The sequence below is a fragment of the Nocardia cyriacigeorgica genome, from assembly GCF_010868145.1.
Lineage (GTDB): Bacteria > Actinomycetota > Actinomycetes > Mycobacteriales > Mycobacteriaceae > Nocardia > Nocardia cyriacigeorgica_D.
In genome coordinates, this window is the sequence record NZ_JAAGUY010000002.1 from 389,582 (window position 1) to 408,619 (window position 19,038).

The 19,038-nt window shown below is 67.4% G+C and carries 17 protein-coding genes; 7 read left to right on the plus strand and 10 right to left on the minus strand.

Going from position 1 to position 19,038, the window contains the following annotated elements; genetic code table 11:
* Positions 1–4 precede the first annotated feature (4 nt).
* The 3 genes from GV792_RS05715 to GV792_RS05725 all read right to left on the minus strand — a co-directional run bounded on the left by GV792_RS05715 (position 5) and on the right by GV792_RS05725 (position 5,242).
* Complete coding sequence (locus GV792_RS05715) at positions 5–1,744, minus strand: glycosyltransferase family 87 protein (RefSeq protein ID WP_309139077.1); 1,740 nt, start codon at positions 1,742–1,744, stop codon at positions 5–7.
* An 11-nt stretch (positions 1,745–1,755) separates the two neighbouring features.
* A complete protein-coding gene (locus GV792_RS05720; protein ID WP_163822557.1) occupies positions 1,756–4,206 on the minus strand; it encodes a transglycosylase domain-containing protein in 2,451 nt (816 codons plus the stop codon).
* A gap of 616 nt (positions 4,207–4,822) precedes the next feature.
* Positions 4,823–5,242, minus strand: coding sequence for a DUF5318 domain-containing protein (locus GV792_RS05725; RefSeq protein WP_163822558.1), 420 nt, complete (start codon positions 5,240–5,242; stop codon positions 4,823–4,825).
* 244 nt (positions 5,243–5,486) lie between these two features.
* On the opposite strand from GV792_RS05725, the gene GV792_RS05730 reads away from it, so the two are divergent.
* From GV792_RS05730 to GV792_RS05745, 4 genes are all read left to right on the plus strand, one after another.
* On the plus strand, positions 5,487–6,608 hold the full coding sequence (locus GV792_RS05730; protein WP_163822559.1) for a DUF1707 SHOCT-like domain-containing protein: 1,122 nt from the start codon (positions 5,487–5,489) through the stop codon (positions 6,606–6,608).
* A gap of 9 nt (positions 6,609–6,617) precedes the next feature.
* Positions 6,618–7,430: a DUF1707 SHOCT-like domain-containing protein gene (locus GV792_RS05735; RefSeq protein WP_163822560.1), complete on the plus strand. Its 813-nt coding sequence runs from the start codon at positions 6,618–6,620 to the stop codon at positions 7,428–7,430.
* 233 nt (positions 7,431–7,663) lie between these two features.
* Complete coding sequence (locus tag GV792_RS05740; RefSeq protein ID WP_014353629.1) at positions 7,664–8,221, plus strand: PadR family transcriptional regulator; 558 nt, start codon at positions 7,664–7,666, stop codon at positions 8,219–8,221.
* Positions 8,214–9,314 (plus strand): inositol-3-phosphate synthase, encoded by a 1,101-nt coding sequence (locus GV792_RS05745; protein WP_163822561.1) that lies wholly within the window; start codon positions 8,214–8,216, stop codon positions 9,312–9,314. Before GV792_RS05740 ends, GV792_RS05745 begins: the two co-directional genes overlap by 8 nt.
* 229 nt (positions 9,315–9,543) lie before the next feature.
* On the opposite strand, the gene GV792_RS05750 is transcribed toward GV792_RS05745, so the two are convergent.
* The 6 genes from GV792_RS05750 to GV792_RS05775 all read right to left on the minus strand — a co-directional run bounded on the left by GV792_RS05750 (position 9,544) and on the right by GV792_RS05775 (position 16,664).
* Entirely contained in the window at positions 9,544–9,969 is a 426-nt protein-coding gene (locus tag GV792_RS05750) for a GyrI-like domain-containing protein (protein WP_163822562.1), read from the minus strand.
* Between the two features lie 10 nt (positions 9,970–9,979).
* Positions 9,980–10,438 carry a GyrI-like domain-containing protein gene (locus GV792_RS05755; RefSeq protein ID WP_163822563.1) on the minus strand — a complete coding sequence of 153 codons (459 nt, stop codon included), beginning with the start codon at positions 10,436–10,438 and terminating at the stop codon, positions 9,980–9,982.
* 273 nt (positions 10,439–10,711) lie between these two features.
* On the minus strand, positions 10,712–13,045 hold the full coding sequence (locus GV792_RS05760; RefSeq protein ID WP_175583958.1) for a transglycosylase domain-containing protein: 2,334 nt from the start codon (positions 13,043–13,045) through the stop codon (positions 10,712–10,714).
* Between the two features lie 342 nt (positions 13,046–13,387).
* Positions 13,388–14,266, minus strand: coding sequence for a carbohydrate ABC transporter permease (locus GV792_RS05765; RefSeq protein WP_163822565.1), 879 nt, complete (start codon positions 14,264–14,266; stop codon positions 13,388–13,390).
* Positions 14,267–14,280: 14 nt separating this feature from the next.
* A complete protein-coding gene (locus GV792_RS05770; protein WP_375154375.1) occupies positions 14,281–15,321 on the minus strand; it encodes a carbohydrate ABC transporter permease in 1,041 nt (346 codons plus the stop codon).
* Between the two features lie 47 nt (positions 15,322–15,368).
* Positions 15,369–16,664: an ABC transporter substrate-binding protein gene (locus GV792_RS05775; protein WP_163822566.1), complete on the minus strand. Its 1,296-nt coding sequence runs from the start codon at positions 16,662–16,664 to the stop codon at positions 15,369–15,371.
* Positions 16,665–16,784: 120 nt separating this feature from the next.
* On the opposite strand from GV792_RS05775, the gene GV792_RS05780 reads away from it, so the two are divergent.
* Both GV792_RS05780 and GV792_RS05785 read left to right on the plus strand, forming a co-directional pair.
* Positions 16,785–17,633 carry a DUF2786 domain-containing protein gene (locus GV792_RS05780; protein WP_175583223.1) on the plus strand — a complete coding sequence of 283 codons (849 nt, stop codon included), beginning with the start codon at positions 16,785–16,787 and terminating at the stop codon, positions 17,631–17,633.
* Positions 17,634–17,777: 144 nt separating this feature from the next.
* Entirely contained in the window at positions 17,778–18,290 is a 513-nt protein-coding gene (locus tag GV792_RS05785) for a TIGR04338 family metallohydrolase (protein WP_163822567.1), read from the plus strand.
* A gap of 104 nt (positions 18,291–18,394) precedes the next feature.
* Here GV792_RS05785 and GV792_RS05790 read toward each other — a convergent pair whose 3' ends face one another.
* A complete protein-coding gene (locus GV792_RS05790; protein ID WP_163822568.1) occupies positions 18,395–18,679 on the minus strand; it encodes a hypothetical protein in 285 nt (94 codons plus the stop codon).
* Between GV792_RS05790 and GV792_RS05795 the strand changes: the two genes are divergently transcribed.
* Positions 18,678–18,986 carry a hypothetical protein gene (locus GV792_RS05795; RefSeq protein WP_163822569.1) on the plus strand — a complete coding sequence of 103 codons (309 nt, stop codon included), beginning with the start codon at positions 18,678–18,680 and terminating at the stop codon, positions 18,984–18,986. The two genes, GV792_RS05790 and GV792_RS05795, sit on opposite strands and share 2 nt — an antisense overlap.
* Positions 18,987–19,038 lie beyond the last annotated feature (52 nt).

Below are 19,038 nucleotides of genomic sequence, written 5' to 3' on the forward strand. Positions count from 1 at the left end.
CGGCTCAGCCGGTGCGGACCGGCCCCTCCTTGGGCCGCAACCTTTCCGGCAGCCAGGGCAGCAGCGGGTCCGGTGCGTGGTCGAGCTGCCCGCCGACCGGATCGTCGACGAAATCGTGGCGCACCAGGTCCTCGTCGGGACGGTAGATCTGCCGCACGATCAGCGCACATACCGTGATCACCGCGATATCGCGCAGCACCACCGCACCGGTGAACCACTGCTCCGGCAGGCCCTTTCGGTCGATCCCGAGGTAGTAGAACATGCGTGGCACCCACACAAGGGCATCGATCGTCATCCAGGCCAGCAGGATTCGGCGATGCGGTAGCGCGAGCACGGCCAGCGGAACCAGCCACAGCGAATACTGCGGGCTCCACACCTTGTTGGTGAGCAGGAACGCGGCGATCACCAGGAAGCACAGCTGTGCCAGGCGTGGCCTGCGCGGCGCCGTCAGGCCGATGTAGGCGATCACCAGGCAGGCGATGACGAACAGCGTCAGCGACACCAGGTTGAGGATCGTCGGTGGCTCACCATGTTCGAGCACACCGTCGAAACCAGGCCAACCGGTGAACGAGGTGATCACGTTGTAGATCGAATCCGGATCGGCGTGCCTGCTGGTGTTGAGCCGGAAGAACTCCTGCCACCCGGTCGGATACAGCGCGGCGATCGGGAGATTGACGATCATCCAGGTGCCCGCCGCGGCCCCGACGGTCAGCCCCGCCGCACCGAGGGGGCGTGTGCCGAGAATGCGTACCCGATGGGGAATCTCGCGGACCCATGCACGCGCCGCCGGTAGTCCGTCGATTTCGTTCAACCGGATCTTGATATGTGCGCTCGGCGTGCGCTGCATCGGGTCGGCGCGCAGGCACAGCACCAGAATCGGGCCGAGAAGCAGCAGTGGATACAGTTTCGCCGCACCGCCAAGACCCAGCAGCACACCCGCCAGCACTGGGCGTTTGCGTGCCCAGGCCAGCAGGCCGGTCGCCGCGAAAGCCGTTGCCAAGGCATCGAAATTGGTGAACCCGTGCACGATCACCAGCGGCGAGCAGGCCGCCAGCGCGGCATCCCAGACCCGGCGCCCGGCCAAGAGCGCCGTCGCCCATACGGTGACCAGCCAGGCAAGCGCCAGGCCTACGGCAATCACATTGAAGTAGATGACCACTTGCAGTGCGCCCGGTAGTGGCCCGGCATCCCAGCTCTTGGCGATCTGCATCGACACGTACTGGTACAGGCCCGACAGCACCGGATACTCCATGTGCCGGGTTTCGGTACCGCCGTCGGGCGTTTCCTCGATCCAGGACTTCTTGTACGGGAACGCGCCTTCGTTCAACCGCTCCGCACCGTAGAGCGGGACGGTGTCCGAATAGCACATGGCCACGTACTGACGGCCGTCGTTCCAGTCGAGGGTGAGCCCGCCGTTCGCGCTCTCGGTCTGCTGGATGCAGGCGGCCTTGGTGCCCCAGCCGAGAGCGAGGAACAGCACCGTGAACAGGAACAGCACCCGCACCGGTGTCCAGAACCGCGCCCGGCCGATCAGCGCATGATCACCGACCGGACCGCCGACCACCGTGCACAGCTGTGCCGTCAGGGAATCGTTGCGGCTTGGCCGGTCTCGGGCGTCGGCCGACCGGAGATCGGGGGCGAGCGGAGCAGGGGAGTCGTACCGCACGCCACCGGACCGGTCGGCCGTCCCACCGGTGTGCGCGCTCCCATTGGTCGGCTCGCCCACCAGTCGCTGATCGGTCACGGCACCCGAGGCTACCGGGAGCGGCCGGGCGGAGCTCCGCGTGCACCCCCGGAATCGTCGGCGCCTCCGCCTCCGCCGCCACCGGATTCGTCGCCGCTGTCGGAACTGTCGTCGCCGAATTCGCCCTGGTCTCTCGACGGTGAGCCGTCGGCGGGTGCGGTCGGCTGACCCGGCAGTGGCCCGGAGTCGGACGGTTGCTGCGGTTGCGGCCGCACCTGAGCCTGCGGATTCGGCTGCACGCCGGGCACCGGGATGACGACACCGGGCAGGATCTCCACCTGACTAGGCGTGATCACCACCGGCGGCTCGAACGAGGGGGCCTGCGTGGTGGACGGCGCGGTGTACGGCGCGGTCCACGACGGGACACCGGCTTGGCCCTTGATCGGGGCCGGCTTCGGGAAGGTCTCCTTCGGCGTGCCCTCGAGCGCACCGTCCATGGTGTCCTTCCAGATATCCGACGGCAGGCTGGAGCCGTAGATCATGGCGCCGCCGAAGTTGCGCAGCGGCTCACCCTGCTCGGTGCCGACCCAGACCGCGGTGGACAGCGACGGCGTGTAGCCGACCATCCAGGCGTCCTTGTTCTCGCCGGTGTCGCCGAGCTGGGCGGTACCGGTCTTGGACGCCGACTCCCGGCCACCGGCCAGGCCGTGGTTGCGGGAGTAGGCCGCGATCGGCTTCATGGCCGCGGTGACGTTGTCGGCGACGGCTTCCGAGACCCGCTCCTCGCCGGCGACCTCACCGCGGTCGAGCAGCACCTCACCGTCGGCGGTGACCACGCGCTGCACGAAATGCGGTGCGTGATAGGTACCCGACGCCGCGAGCGTGGCGTACGCCGAGGCCATATCGAGCACCCGTGCCTGGTACTGGCCGAGCACGATGCCGTTGTTCGGACCCGCTCCATCCGCCTCGGTCAGGGTCTTGCCGACACCGGGGATCTCGTCCGGGATGCCGAGCTTGTGTGCCATATCGGCGATCTTCTGCGGGCCGTTCTGCATATCCAGCTGCATGCGATAGAAGCTGGTGTTCAGCGAACGTTTGAGTGCCTCGGCGATGGTGCACATGCCGCAGGACTCGCCCTCGACGTTGCTGATCTTGATGCCGTGCACGGTCAGCGGTGAGCTGTCGTACATCTGCGACAGCGGAAGGCCCATCTCCAAGTTCTGCGCCAGACCGAACACCTTGAACGACGAACCGGTCTGCAATCCCGCGTTGGCGAAGTCGTAGCCCTGGCCGTCGTTGCCGCCGTAGTAGGCGCGCACCGCACCGCTGCGCGGATCCACCGACACCACGGCGGTGCGCAGCTTCTCCGGCTCACCCTGCATGTTCTCGGCCACCGCATCGAGCGCGGCCTGCTGGGCCTTTGGATCGATGGTGGTGGTGATCTGCAGGCCGGCGGTGTTGAGCTGCTGCTCGCTGATGCCCGCGGCCGACAGCTCACGCAGCACCTGCTGCTTGATCAGGCCTTCGGGGCCGTCATCCATGGTCTTGTCACCGAGCGTGTCCAGCGGCCGAACAGCCGGGTACTGCATCGACTTGCGTTCGGCGGCGGCCAGATTGCCCTCCGACACCATGCCGTCGAGCACATAGTTCCAGCGGGTCTTGGCGCCCTCGGGGTTCTTCTCCGGATCGAGCGATGACGGCAGCTGAATGGTGGCGGCGAGTACCGCGCCCTCGGCCACGTTCAGTTCCTGCACCGGCTTGTCGAAGTAGGCCTTGGCGGCGGCGTCGATGCCGTAGGCACCGCGGCCGAAGTAGATGGTGTTGAGGTAGGCGGCGAGGATCTCGTCCTTGCTCCACTGCCGCGCCATCTTCGCCGAGATCACCAGCTCTTTGAGCTTGCGGTTGAGCGAGCGTTCGTCACCGACCATGGCGTTCTTCACGTACTGCTGGGTGATGGTCGAACCACCACCGGCGCTCTCCTTGCCGAGCACGTTGTCACGCGCCGCGCGCACGAAGCCCGACACCGAGAAGCCGGGGTTGGTGTAGAAGTCACGGTCCTCGGCCGCGGTGACCGCGTTGCGGACATGCGGCGGCACCTGGTCGATGGTGACGTCGGTGCGGTTGCCTTCTGGCGGGACCACCTTGCTGATCTCGGTGGTGCCGTCGGCGGCGTAGATCATCGCGACCTGGTTGGTCTTGAGATCGCCCGGCTGCGGTACCGAGACGGTGGAGTAGGCGATGAGAAACACGGTGCTCGGCACCACGATCGCCAGTGCGATCAACACATAGATGGTGCGGCGCACGATCCGCCACGGCGACTTCTTCTTGCCGCCGGGCCTGCGCCTGCCCGGACCGTCGGAACCGTCGCCGCCGTCACCACCGCGACGCGGGGGCGGACCCGAGGGTGGGCCGGAACGCGACTGCGCCCGGCGTTCGCCGGTGCTGGCTGCCCCGGCACCGGCAGGCCGGCGTTGAGCCGGACGCGGACCGGTAGTGGACGCTTTGCGATCGCGCTGGGACACCGCCTCGGAGAGGGAGGCGGGACGGCTGATCTTCTGCGTCGACTGAGCCTTGTCGCCCTCGGCCCCCGGACGGCCGATTTTCTGCGTCGACTGCGCGGAGTTCGGCTGCGCCGGATTCGGCTGCGGCGGCCTGCCCTGCGGGGGTCGACCCTGCGGCGGGCCGCCCTGCGGAGGCCTACCCTGCGGCGGACCCGGACGATGCGGTGGCTGCGGGCCGCGCTGGTTACCCGGCGGAGGTCCGCCCTGCGGGCCACGGGGACCCTGCGGACCCGGCCGCCCGGCCGGGCCAGGGCGCGGTCCGTTCGGGCCGGGCACGGGTCCGCCCGGGCGCGGTCCACCCGCACCGGGGCGGGGGCCGCTCACCTGCGGACGCGGGCCACCGGGACCACCCGAGCCGGGACGACCACCGGGGGGCGGTCCCATCGGACGGGGGTTCTGGCCTGGTTGTGGACTGCGCTGCGTTCGGGCGTTCGGGTCATCGCCGGGGTTCTCGTAGGGCGAATTCACTGACAAGATCTCCAAAGCTCGTTTCGGTCTGGGTGGCTCGGTGCCGCCGAGGTCATCACGGACCCGGCTCGGCCCCATAAGTCACCCGACGGGCAGATGACCAGGTACTTCATTCGGCAGCGGTGCGCCGGTTGGCTCGCGTTCCGGTGCGCCGTCGTGGCGGCGCCGGTGTGCTGCCGAGCACATATGACTGCACCAGATGGTTCCAGCTGCAGGTCCGGCACACCTCGACCACATGAACCGAGAACTCCTCGCGAGTCTCGGCGAGACGGACCAGCTCCTCCGGTGTGCGAGCCGAGCCCGCTATCGGGCCGAGGCCGTCGCCGTAGACCCAGGATACGAGCGTGAGCTGTTCTTTCCGGCAGATAGGGCATGTGACCTCGCTCCCCCGGCCGTGGAATTTCGCCGCACGCAGCAGATATGGATTTGCATCACACACCTCGGCGACATCGACACGGCCCGCATAGACGTCAGCCAGCAGCGACCGGCGCCGGAGCGCATAGTCGACCACTTGCCGCTGAATTCGCACGCTCCCCAGAGTAGCTGTGTCCAATTCGTTGCGCTGGCGCGCGGCGTGTTCGGTAGGCGCTCGTCCGTCCGGTGCGCTGTGGCGTATCTGCGACACCGGACCAGCGGGATTCGCCGGCCGCGTGGCCGGCGTGCTTGATCATCGTGTCGACGCGTCCGGCAGGTGGTCGGCATGCCCTTTCCGGCTGGTGCGGCCGGTTTGACCGAGAAAGCGAAATGCGAGTCTGTCCGATTAGACTGCGCTGGTGTCGACGTCAGTCCCCGGTCGGATGCGTGCACGGGATCTCGACCGCGCCCACACCGCGAGCGTGCTCGACGCCGCCTATGCGGAGGGACAGCTCGGCGCCGACGAATACCACGACCGCACCGCCCAGGCCAGGGCCGCGAAGACGGTGGGCCAGCTATCCGCCCTGGTGGACGATCTGCAAACGCCCTCAGCGGCACACATGCCCGGACCGCTGCGGTTCGCCCCGAGGGCCACGCCCGCCGCGACGGGCTATCCCTCGTCGACCAGGGCTCGCACCGCCGATCGCGCCGCGGCCGCTGAACTGCTCGACCTGGCTCGCAGTGAAGGCCAGCTCACCGACGACGAAATCCGCGCCTACACCGAACTGCTCGCCGAGGCGAAGACCCTCGGTGATCTGGCCGAACTCACCGCTGACCTGCAAGGACCGCGCCGCGCCCCCGCACCGCCGCGGCGGGCGAAAACCACCGGTCAGGGCGGGTATCTCGCCGCGCTCACCGCAGCGGCACTGCTCGTCGCGTTCGGCGCCTTCGCGCTGACCGGCCGCGCGGACGGCCCAGCGCCCGCCGAATCGCCCGCGGCCGCCGTGCCGGAGGCCGGCGCCCCAGAGGCCGAGTTCCCCGCACCACGCGCCGAGCTCGACGACGTCGAACCGGTGGTGATCAAGACCCCCGATCTGGTCACCGGCGAGGGAATGGCCCACTTCATCGCCGACTACCGGGCCGAATTCGGCGACACCATTGCCGACGAGATCTCGCTGTTTCCCGAACACGGCGACGTCGACCGCGCCGTCCCCGGACAGCCGAATCGTCGGGTGTCGTACGACTACCGAGGCGGCTTCCAGCGGCCGAGCGATCCGACCACTCGCAAGGTGGACACCCCGACGGTCGACCTGGGAGTCCTTGATACCGCCGCGATCGGCGCCGCACTGGCAAACGCCGCGACGATCGCGACGGTGCCCGACGGCAAGGTCTCGCACCTATCGGTAGAAGTCCACAGCTTCCCGCCGAACGAAGGCCGCATGGTCGTGGCCGTGTATGTCGGCAACGAATTCAACGAGTCCGGCCATTTCATCCTCGGCCCTGCCGGCGAGGTGCTTCGTGTGTGGCCGTTCGAGGGGTAGGTGCTGGTGATGACGAGAAACGACCAGCTCAGGGCCCGCGACAGCGATCGAGTCGAGGCGTGCGCGCTCATCGACGCGGCCTTGCAGGACGGGCAGCTCACCGAGGACGAACACGCCGAGCGCACCCGGTCGGCGATGCGCGCCACATACTTCGGCGAGCTGAACGGGCTCATCCGCGATTTACAGATTCCGAGCGATCTCGCCGGCTCGGCGGTCCTGCATCGCGACCGTCCGAATCGCCGCTGGTGGATTCCGGTCGCAGTGCTGACGGTCGCCGCGGTGATCGGCGCGACGGCGGGAGTCCTGCGGCCGGAGGGGGCCGACGCACCTGTTGTCGCGGTCGGCTCGGAGCAGGCCGAGCACGTAGAGCCCGCGCAGCTGCCGAGTCTGGTCACCGGTTCCGGGTTCGCACTGTTCATCGACAGCTACCGGCGCGAGTTCGGCGACGCCATCGCCGACACGGTCATGGTCTTTCCTGAATTCGCCTTGGCCCAGCGCCTCGAGGCCGATCGACCCGTCCTGTACCGATTCGATGCGGAAGGTTTCGAGGCGCAGAGTTCCGCGACGGTGAGCTGGGCCAACGGCCGGCCGATCGATCTGGGAGCCATCGACCTGACCGCGCTGGCGGGTCTCCTGCGCGGCGCGCCCGAATCGGTGCGATTGCCCGACGGCGCGGTCGACGATCTCGACATCGGCTACGAACTCAGCGCCCCGGGCGACGCCGGACCGGTGATCGACATCTCCGTCGATGACAACGGCCGGACCGGTCGGCTTGTGGTCGACCCGGCCGGCAAGCCGCTGGAGATCTTCCCGGCCGACTGACCACGGCCCGCCACAGTTAACCGAGCCGCACCGGCACCCACAGGCCTCGCTGGAGGTCGCGATCCGGGGATCAATCGGGATCACAGCGCCTGTGGACAGCTCTGCGCGCCAGCTCTCCCACCTGCGAAAATGCGGGATGCATCACGAAGAACTATGCGTGGTTATATCGCTCCGATATAGTTGGTAGTCGCATCCATCGGTTAGGTCTGCACACAGTCAGGGGGTGAAGCCCGATGCTCGAACTCGCAATCCTCGGGCTGCTCCTCGAATCGCCTATGCATGGTTACGAGCTGCGCAAGCGGCTGACGGGCCTGCTCGGTGCGTTTCGGGCCTTCTCCTACGGGTCGCTCTATCCGACACTGCGTCGAATGCAGGCGGACGGGCTGCTCGCGGAGGAGATCCCGGCCGGTGCGACCACACGTCGCGCCCGGCGGGTCTACCAGCTGACTCCGGCCGGACGGGAGCGTTTCAATGAGCTCCTTGCCGACACCGGACCGCAGAACTACACCGACGACGGCTTCGGCGTTCATCTCGCCTTCTTCAGCCGCACCCCCGCGGAAGCGCGGATGCGGATCCTCGAAGGCAGGCGGCGTCAGGTCGAGGAGCGCCGAGAGGGGCTTAGGGAAGCGATCAAGAAGGCGAGTGGCTCGCTGGATCGCTACACCCGCCAGCTCCATCAACTCGGACTCGAATCAAGCGAGCGCGAAGTGCGCTGGCTCAACGAGTTGATTGCGGCGGAGCAATCGACGAAGGCGGCACCACAGAAAGAGGGAAATACCGGCCATGAGTGATGTCAAAGCTGCTGAGAGCGCCACAGAGGTTCGCGTCGCCATCGTAGGTGTGGGCAACTGCGCATCCTCGCTGGTCCAGGGCGTTCAGTACTACAAGGACGCGGACGAGAGCGCGACCGTTCCCGGTCTGATGCACGTCAAGTTCGGCCAGTATCACGTGCGCGATGTGAAGTTCGTCGCCGCATTCGACGTCGACGCCAAGAAGGTCGGCTTCGACCTCTCCGAGGCGATCTTCGCCAGCGAGAACAACACCATCAAGATCTCCGACGTGCCGCCGAGCGACGTCGTCGTCCAGCGCGGCCCGACCCTCGACGGCATCGGCAAGTACTACGCCGAGACCATCGAGGTCTCCGAGGCCGAGCCGGTCGACGTGGTCAAGGCGCTGAAGGACGCGAAGGTCGACGTTCTCGTCTCCTACCTGCCCGTCGGTTCCGAAGAGGCCGATAAGTTCTACGCCCAGTGCGCCATCGACGCGGGCGTTGCCTTCGTCAACGCGCTGCCGGTGTTCATCGCCTCCGACCCGGAGTGGGCCGAGAAGTTCACCAAGGCCGGCGTCCCGATCGTCGGTGACGACATCAAGAGCCAGGTCGGCGCCACCATCACGCACCGCGTGATGGCCAAGCTGTTCGAGGACCGCGGCGTGCAGCTCGACCGCACCATGCAGCTCAACGTCGGCGGCAACATGGACTTCAAGAACATGCTCGAGCGTGAGCGCCTGGAGTCGAAGAAGATTTCCAAGACCCAGGCCGTCACGAGCAACCTGAAGAAGGAGCTCGGCGCCAACGACGTGCACATCGGCCCGTCCGACCACGTCGGCTGGCTCGACGACCGCAAGTGGGCCTACGTGCGCCTCGAGGGACGTGCCTTCGGTGACGTGCCGCTGAACCTGGAGTACAAGCTCGAGGTGTGGGACTCGCCGAACTCGGCGGGCATCATCATCGACGCGGTGCGCGCGGCCAAGATCGCCAAGGACCGTGGCATCGGCGGACCCGTCATCCCCGCCTCGGCGTACCTGATGAAGTCCCCGCCGCAGCAGCTGGCCGACGACGTCGCCCGCACCCAGCTCGAGGCCTTCATCATCGGTGCTGAGTAGGATTTGCCGCTCCTTCGTCGCGGCGTGTTCGCGGCCCCTTGATGGCTCGTGCTTCCGCGACCGCTGCTTGCCTTCGGCTTGCACAGCGGCCGCGGAAACACGAGCCGGGCCGCGAACGGGCTCCTCGAGGTCGCCCAGTGGTGGCGGGTAGGTCGTCGGAGTCGCGTATATGCGAGCAATGAAGCCGGTCGAGACATCCTCGGCCGGCTTTACTGTCTGCTGACTGCGCTCAGTCGAGCGAGACGTAGACCTCGACCGAGGTCGGACCGGTGTAGCGCTCGATCTCGGCGGCGTGGGAGCGGGTGATGGTGCCGGCGCTTTCGGCCTTGCGCACCTGTGCCCATGCAGTGCGCAGCAGGTCGTAGGGCTTGTCGGAGACGACGAACTTGGCGAACCGGCCGCCGGGCACGCGGGTCACCACGTCGCCTGCGTCCATCTCGTCCATCGACGCCACCTCGTAGCCGAGCACCGCCACCGCGTGATCGTTCTGGCCGATATAGGCCGCGACCCGGGGCACGTTCTTCTCCCTGACCAGGTAGCGGTCCCAGGTGAAGTTCACCAGGTCGAGGTCGCGGGCGGCGACCTCGCGTCCGGCCAACGGCACGGTGAGTCCGGCGACCAGGCTTTCGTCCAGGGTGACTATCTCGAAGTCCACAGCGTTGTTCCTACCCGTCCACCGAATCGTCCGCCAGCGCCACGAAGACCTCGACTGTCTGGTTGTCGGGGTAGCGCTCGAAATCGCCTGAGTAGGAACGCTCGAGCCGACCGGCGGCTTCGGCGTCCCAGATCGCGCGCCACACCGTCACGACCGTGTCACCGAGATCGTCACCACTGAGGGTGAACCGGGCGAACCTGCCCGCCGGGATGCGGGCGAGCACGTCGCCGGGTAGCAGGTCGTCGAGGGTGCGGCATTTGTAGCCGACGATATGGGTCAGATAGGAGTTGATCTCGGGCGCGTGGTCGACGAACGCGCTCGCAGGCGGACCGGGCAGCGCCCGCGCCAGATTGCGCTTCCACGCTTCTTCCACCTTGGTGCGCCGCGGCCCCTCCACAGCCAATGCCGGGCTGCGGAGCACGGTTCCCGCCACCAACGTCTCTTGGCGGTCAACGACATTGAAATCCACCGGCGTAGCCCCTATTTCTCGTCTGTCGTTCAGTTGGCGGCACGCGCCGGGCCCTCCGCTCGTGCCGCGGTATCCGTTCGGCGGCGCTCCCCGGCTCTGCGTGGGTACGCAGGCTAGCGCCTGCGGGCCGCTTGCTGGCGCCGCTGTCGTGTCGCTTGTCAGCCCATCCTTCCGCATCATGCCAGCGGCGTCGGCGTCGGGCCGGTGCCGCCGTCGCGCGGTCATGCTCTCACCCTGGCAAACGATGCTGCCATGCCGGGCGTTCCCCTGGTGTCATCCCGGTACCGGAATTACGATTCCGGGCAGGATCTCCACCTGCCGCGGCGGCGGCGGTGGTGGTGGCGGTGGGGGCTGCGGCGGGAAGATGACGATCGGTTCCTGCGGCTCCGGCGCCGGGGACTGCGGCGCGGGCGGAATGATGATTTCCGGCCCGCGCGGTTGCTGACCTGGCGGCGGATTGAGGATGTCGTAGGGGCCACCGGACTGTTGCGGCGGCCCGGCCGGGATGATCGGCAGCCCGGAACCACCACCCTCGGGGACCGGGAAATTTTCGACCGGCGTGTCCTCCAGAGCACCGTCCATGGTCTGCTTCCAGATATCGGAGGGCAGACCCGAGCCGTAGATGCGCCCGCCGCCTGCGCTACGGATGGGCTGCGAATGTTCGGTCCCCACCCAGACCGCGGTCGACAGCGACGGGGTGAAGCCGACCATCCAGGCGTCCTTGTTCTCGCCGGTGTCGCCGAGCTGCGTGGTGCCGGTCTTGGCGGCCGACGGCCTGCCGTGGAGCGAATGGCCGTTGGAGTAGGCCGCGATGGGCAGCATGGCCTGGGTGGTGCGATCGGCGATCGAATTGGGGAAGCGCTGCTCGCCGGGCGGCAGCTGCTTGCCCACCTGATGCTCCGGTGCCCCACGGTCGAGCAGCACGCGGCCGGTGCCGGTCACCACTCGCTGCACGAAGTGGGGCTGGTGGTACATACCGGACGCCGCGATCGTCGCGTACGCCGAGGCCATATCGATCGGTCGCACCTGGTACACACCCAGGACGATCGAGGGTGCCGGCGGCCCGCCGTTCTCACTCAGCGACAGGCCTGCCACGCCGGGAATCTGCTCCGGGATGCCGGCCTGGTGCGCGGCGTCGGCGATGGCCTGCGGCCCATTGAACATCGACTGGGTGAGCCGGTAGAAGCTGGTGTTGAGTGAACGCTTGAATGCCTCGGCCAGCGAGCAGGTGCCGCAGGATTCGTTGTCCACATTGCGCACGACCACGTCGTTGACCTGCACCGGTGAACTGTCGAACTGCTTGACCATCGAGATGCCCTGGCGCTGGGCGGCCAGCACAGCGAAGGTTTTGAACGCCGAACCGGTCTGCACCGGCGCCTGCGCGAAATCGAATCCGACACCGTCGGCGCCGCCGTAGTAGGCGCGCACCGCGCCCGACCGTGGATCTATCGACACCACCGCGGTACGTAGGCCGGGCGGCTGGCCTTCCGTGGCGTCTTGCGCCGCCGCGACCGCCGACTGCTGTGCTTTCGGGTCGATGGTGGTGGTGATCTGCAGGGCGCCGGTGTTCAGCTCGTGCTCGGAGATGCCCGCGGCCAGCAGTTCGCGCAGCACCTGGGTGCGGATCAGCCCTTCGGGGCCGCGGGCGGCGCTGTCGTCGGCCACCTCGGCGATCGGAATGATCTGCGGGAAGGTCGCTGTTTCGCGGTCGGCGCGGTTCAGCACACCCATCTCGACCATGCCGTCGAGCACGTACTTCCAGCGGGCCTTCAGATCCTCGAGATGGGTTTCCGGATCCAGGATCGACGGTGACCGGACCAGCGAGGCGAGTATCGCGCCCTCGGCCAGGGTCAACTCGGGTACCGGCTTGTTGAAGTAGGCCTTGGCCGCTGCCGCGATCCCGTACGCGCCGCGCCCGTAGTAGATGGTGTTGAGGTAGGCGGCGAGGATGTCGTCCTTGCTCCACTCGCGCGCCATTTTGGCGGCGATCACCAGTTCTCGCATCTTCCTGGTCACCGTGCGCTCGGAACCGAGGAAGGCGTTCTTCACATATTGCTGGGTAATGGTCGAGCCGCCGCCCGCGTTCTCCTTGCCCAGCAGGTTGTCTCGTGCCGCCCGCAGGAATCCGGGGATCGAGTATCCGGGATTGGTGTAGAAATTGCGGTCTTCCGCCGAGATGACCGCATTGCGCACGTGCACGGGCACATCCGAGAGCGGGACCGGGGTGCGGTTGCCTTCGGGCGGGACCACCTTCGCGATCACCGTCGTGCCGTCGGCGGCAACGATGGTGGCGATCTGGTTGGTGCGCATCGCCGATGGCGAGGGGATCTCTGCGCTCCAATAGAACAGCGCCATCAGCAGCGCAGGCACCGCGATGAAGATGACGAACAGGGCGAGGATCAGCCTGCGGATGCGCCTGCCGCGGCCGCTACGAGGTCTTCGGTCGGCGTCCGGCGCACCGTCGCCGCCGGATCTTGCGCCGGTGCGGCCTCCGTCGTCCGACTTGCCCCCGCGCGGGTTGAATCCGCTGATCGAGGCATACTCCGGCTCCGGGGATCGGCCGCGGGCAGTGCGCGGTCGCCGGTCACGAAACGAGCTCACGATCATCTCCTCCCGGAGCGTCGGCAAAACTCGGTTACCCCAGTGTCTGTTGACAGCGTCGCCGAACTACACCCGCCTGGGTACCGGGAACGGGCACAGACTTACCCGCCGATCATAGCTGGAGGGTAGCTAGGCGTACCTCCGCATTCGCTGCGGCCATGCGCGGGCTGAGGGCGGACTGCGTCCGGCGGTGAATTCGGGCGAGGGTTTGCTGTGCGCGGGCAACGGGTTGTGCCGCGCCGAAGCGGACCGCAGCCGTGCCGCGCCCGAGCTGGCGGTGCCCTGCCGGAGCGGCGGGTGCCCTGCCGGAGCGAGTGCGCATCGGAGTGGGCGTTGGCCGTGCCGCGATCAGCTCTTGATGCCGCCCGCCGTCAGGCCGGAGATGATCCGACGCTGGAACAGCAGAACCATGATCACCAGCGGAATCGTCACGAGCGTGCCTGCCGCCATGATCGAGGCGTACGGCTGGACCAGCGGATTGTTGCCGGAGAATCCGGCGATGGCGACCGTGACGGGTTTCGTCGACTCGCTCGAGAGCAGCCGCGCCAGCAGGTATTCGTTGACCGCCGCGATGAACGCCAGGATGGCCGTCGTGAAGACCGCAGGGGCCGCCAGCGGCAGCATGACCAGCCGGAACGCCTGCATCTTGGTGGCGCCGTCGATACGAGCCGCCTCCTCGAGCTCCCACGGCAGCTCGGCGAAGAACGCCGCGAGGATGTAGACGGTCATCGGCAGCACAAAGGAGATGTTCGGGATGATCATCGCCTGGTACTTGCCGATCCAGCCCAGATCGGTGAACATCTGGAACAGCGGTGTCACCAGCACGACCACGGGGAACATCGACGCGCTCAGGATCAGCCCGGACACCAGGTACTTGCCGCGGAAGGTCAGCCGGGCCAGCGCGTACGCGGCGAGCACACCGAGTACCAGCGCGATGATCGTGGTGATCGAGCCGATGATGACGCTGTTGATCATCGCCTGGCCGAAGTCGTTACCGCGGCTCGTGTCGAACACATCGCGGAAATTCTCCAGCGTCACATGCGTGGGCCACGGTGTGTTCTCGAAGGTGTATCGCGGATCGCGGAACGCGGTGACCGCCATCCAGTAGAACGGGCCGAGCCCCCACACCAGCACGATCAGCGCGCCCACATACAGCCGCGCTGAACCGAGCCTGCGTGTCCACGGTACTTTCGTGGTGACGGGCGGGGCGGGCTTCTCTTTCGTCATCGTCGTCGCGGCCATCATGCCTTCCGCTGTTCTTCCTGGGTGCGGACCGCGTTCGCGCCCAACACCTTCACCAGCACGAATGCCACCGCGAAGATCATCAGGAAGGTGATCGTCGACAGGGCGGCCGCACTGTTGGGGCCTTGCCGGACCTGTTCGACCACCAGCATCGAGACCGTGCGGGTGGCGGGGTTGTCGGCGGTCATGATCGCGGGCAGGTCGTACATTCGGAGCGCGTCCATGGTGCGGAACAGCACCGCGACCAGCAGTGCGGGCTTGAGCAGCGGCAGGGTGATGTGCACGAAACGCTGCCAGGCCGAGGCGCCGTCGACCCGCGCGGCCTCGTAGACATCATTGGGGATGACCTGCAGACCGGCCAGCAGCAGCAACGCCATGAACGGCGTCGTCTTCCACACGTCGGCGGCGATCACCGCGAACCGGGCGGGCCATTCGTCGGAGGTCCACAGAATGCCGGTGCCGAGTACCCGGTTGACGACACCGTCGTACTGGAACATGAACTCCCACAGCCGCGCCGTCACCGCGGTCGGGATCGCCCAGGGGATGAGCACGGCGGCGCGCAGCAGCGCCCGGCCACGGAAGGTCTTGCCCATGACCACGGCCATGGCGAGGCCGAGGATCACTTCGAGCGATACCGTGACCACCGTCAGAAACAGCGTGACGCCGATCGCCAGCCAGAACTGCGAACCGAGATTGCCGGTCGGACAGTCGACGGTGCCAGCCGCGGTCTCACACTGCTGGAACAACCAGTGCGTGTAGTTGGAGAACCCGGCGCTGCCACCCTCGATGAACATCCCGGTTTCGGGATCGATGCCGCCGGAGTCCTGCTGGAACGACATCCACAGCGCCCGGAACACCGGGTAGCCGATGACGACCGCGAGCGCGATCAGCACCGGCGCGACGAACATCCACGCCTTGCCTGAGCGGCGCAATTCGTCCGCGATTACCGAGCCCAAGCCACGCTTGTTCTGTGGCGGTTCACCTGTCTCGTCCGTGCGCCGCTTCTGCACGGCCGTATCCGTTCCCGAAGGATCCGACACCGTCTATCTCTCCTCATTCGGTTGGTCGGGTCCGTCTGAACTTCCCGCTAACCGGCCGCCTCGATGCCCTTCTGCATGCCGATGATCGCATCGTCCACGGACTTCTCGCCCCGCAGGGCGGCGAACGCGTTCTCCCGGATGGCCTTCGACACCGCCGGGTAGAACGGGGTCACCGGGCGCGGCACGGCGTTGGAGATCGAATCCTTGAGTGCGGGCAGGTACGGCATCTTGGCGATCAGGGCCGGATCGTCGTACATCGACTCACGCACCGAGGGCAGCGCACCGGAGGCGACGATGTGCTGGGCGTCCTCGCTGATCAGGAAGCGAAGGAAGTCGAGCGCGGTGGCCTTGTTCTTGGAGAACGCGCTGATCGCGGCGTTGTAGCCGCCGAGGGTCGAGGCGCCGATACCCGACTCACCGGGCAGCGGGGCGACCGCGAAGCGGTCCTTCACGGCTGAGGATTCCGAGCCGGCGTCACCGAAGGTGGACGGCCAGGAGCGCAGGAACATCAGTTTGCCCTGGGTGAACGCGGCACCGCTCTCGGTTTCGGTGAAGGTGAGCGCCTCCGGCGGGATGTCGCCGCGGTCGTAGGCCTCGACCAGCTTGCCGAGACCGGCGCGTGCCTGCGGGCTGTCCACGGTCGGGGTCTTGCCGTCGGCGCCGACGAAGGTGCCGCCGTAGGCGTTGATGACCTCGGCGGTGTTCACCGTCAGGCCCTCGTAGTTCTTGAGCTGACCGGCGTAGCAGCCGATGTTGTTGTCCCGCGCGATATTGCACATGCCGAGCATCTCGTCCCAGGTCTTGGGCGGGTTCGGCACCAGATCTTTGCGGTAGAACAGCAGACCGCCGTTGGTGTTGCGCGGCGCGGCGTAGAGGGTGTCGTTATAGGTGGCGCTGGCGACGGTTGGCGGCAGCAGCGCCGAGGTGTCGATGGCGAAGGAATCCTTCAGCGGCTGGATCCAGCCCTTGGCCGCGAATTCCGCCGTCCACGGCACGTCCATCGCGAAGACGTCGTAGTCGGCGGACTTGGAGCGCATGTGCTCGACCAGGTCGTCGTACTGCTGAGAGGCGTCGTTGGACTGTTCCTTATAAGTGACCTGCTCGTCCGGGTGGGCCGCGTTCCACCGGTCGATGAGCTGCTTGACGACACCCGTCTCGGTGGTGTCCTTGCCCTCGACATAGGTGATGGGCCCGCGTCCGGTGAGGTTCTCACTGGTCGGGTTGCCGCCGTTGTCGCTGGTGCACGCGCTGGCGAAGGTCGCGGTCAGCAGCGCGGCCGAGGCCACGGCGAGCGCGGCGCGGGGCACGAGTGCGGCACGTAGGGACACCTTCTTCAAAGCCATCGCGGATACTCCAAGGTCGAGACGTGAGCGGCAGCACACCCGGCGGTGCACAAGGCAACATACCTGTTGATCATCCGACGCGCCCGACCATGTCGGTCAGGGTGCTTAGGCTGGACCGCGATGACTGCCGCGAATCCCGTCCCCGATCGGATGCTCACCCGCATCGGCGGGCTGCTCCGCAAGGCCGAGTCGACCGATAACGAACACGAGGCCGAGGCGTTCCTCGCGGCGGCGCAGCGCCTGGCGACCCGCTCATCGATCGATCTGGCCGTCGCGCGTGCGCACGTGGCAGGTCGCGAACGCAGGCCGACGCCGATTCAGCGGATCATCCCGATCGGCGAGCCGGGACGTAAAGGGCTGCGGACCTATGTCCAGTTGTTCGTGGCGATCGCCGCAGCCAACGATGTGCGCTGCGATGTCGCCAGGACCTCCACCCAGGTGTACGCCTACGGTTTCGACACCGATATCGATACCTGCGAGGCGCTGTACAGCAGCCTGCTGGTGCAGATGGTGCGAGCGTCGGACCAGTACATCAAGTCGGGTGCGTATCGGTCGGCGACGGTGGAGAAGGTCGTCGTCGAGGTGCGCGGCGGGCGCAGGGTGCGTCGCCGGGTGCAGGCGCCGGTCGCGGCGGTGACGGCCAGGCTGAACTTCCAGATGGCGTTCGCGGCGCGTATCGGTAAGAGATTGTCCGAGGTGAAGTCGGAGGTCGAGACCGAGGCGCGCGCCGAGCCGGGCGCCGCGTCCACGGGGACCGCCTTGGCTCTACGGAACAAAGAGGTCGAGCTGGTCGACTTCTATGCCCGCACCTCCGAGGCTCGCGGCACCTGGCGTGGACCGCAGGCGTCCGCTGGCTACGCACCCGCCGCACGCAGCGCCGGCGACAAGGCGGGTCGCGCCGCACGCCTCGGCACCTCACCTGAACTCGCCACCCCGCGCGGCCGCCTCACATCACGCCGAGCGAAGTGACGTGCCCCGGATCCGCGCCGGCGAGTGGCGCACCACCGTGTGGTCTTCTCGGCGGATGCCTCGCTCATGTCCTCCTCGGGACTTCGGCGCGACGCATCCGACCCCGCACACCCGAGGCGCGGTGTGGTCGGCGCAGGTGCCGCGATGACTGTGCGAGACACTCAGCGCGCCAAGGTCTACGACGCGGAGCAATTGGTGCGTGGTGCGTTCGATCGGGCCGACGAGTTCGGCAACCGCACCGTTGAGGTGTTCGGTTCACAGATCACGTTGCCGGTGGAGCGGCGGTTCGCCTCGGTCGATTCGGTGCAGAGTTACTGCGATCGGGTGCTGGCATTGAACTGGGTTGCGGCGCAGTGGAGCCGGGCGAGCTCGCCGGTGCGAGTCCGGACGCGGGCGGGGACCACCGCCGCGCATTACGAGGCCGATGGTGCCGTACTCGCCGTTCCGCTGCATACCGGTGGGGCGGCGTGGGCGCTCAGGGAATTGGTCGTGCTGCACGAGCTGACCCATCATCTCGAACCGCAGCCGCGCGAGTGTGCTCCGCACGGCCCGGAGTTCTGTAGCCGCTATGTCGAGTTGGTCGACGGTGTGATCGGCCCCGAGGCCGCATTGCTGCTGCGCGGCACCATGATCGGCTGTGGCGTCGGATTCGCCTGAAGTCCCGCGCCCACCTGCCGCGCTCGGGCTGTCGACCGGCGGCGAACACTGCGTTGGCGTAGTGATGGGTGTCACGGTTTCGGCGGTGCGGAGCGCGGTAACGGTCAAGGGGCCTGGACCGACAGTGAGTTGTCCGCCGAGTGCGAAACCCTCTGGCCGAGGCGGACCTTCACATTCTTTCTTTTCCCGTTCGACGAAAGGCAGTCCACCACCATGTGGTCACGCAAGGTTCGCTCCAGCAGGGTTACCGCGGCCAAGGCTGCCGTGGTCGTCGCCGCGTCCGCCACCGCGTTGTTGTCGGGCTCGGGCACTGCGGCGGCCGCCGAATACTGGGGTGACATGGTTGCCGGACTCAGGTGCAGCGGTGTCAGCCCCAACATCATCGACATGCCGTACTCCAGTTCGATCTACGCCTCCGGGTCCAGCGACCGGCCGGGCTTGGCGCACCTGCAGGTCAACACCGGTGGCAGCATCTGGGGCTATGACACCCATCCCACCGTGAACTGGACCAACCTGAACACCGGCGCCTCCGGCTCGGTCACCGGGCACGGCAGGGTGTCGCTCGGCGATCAGACGTCCGTGTGGTTCGACATCCCGACCGGCGCGGGCCAGGTCCGGATCGACCTTTCCGTGGTCAACACGGGATTCGTTCCTGTGCCGCCGGTGACCTGCTCGGGTACCACGCACGTCCGCTGACCCTGGCCGGGCCCCGGGTCCGCACCGCCGCCCCACATGGAGCTCGACGATG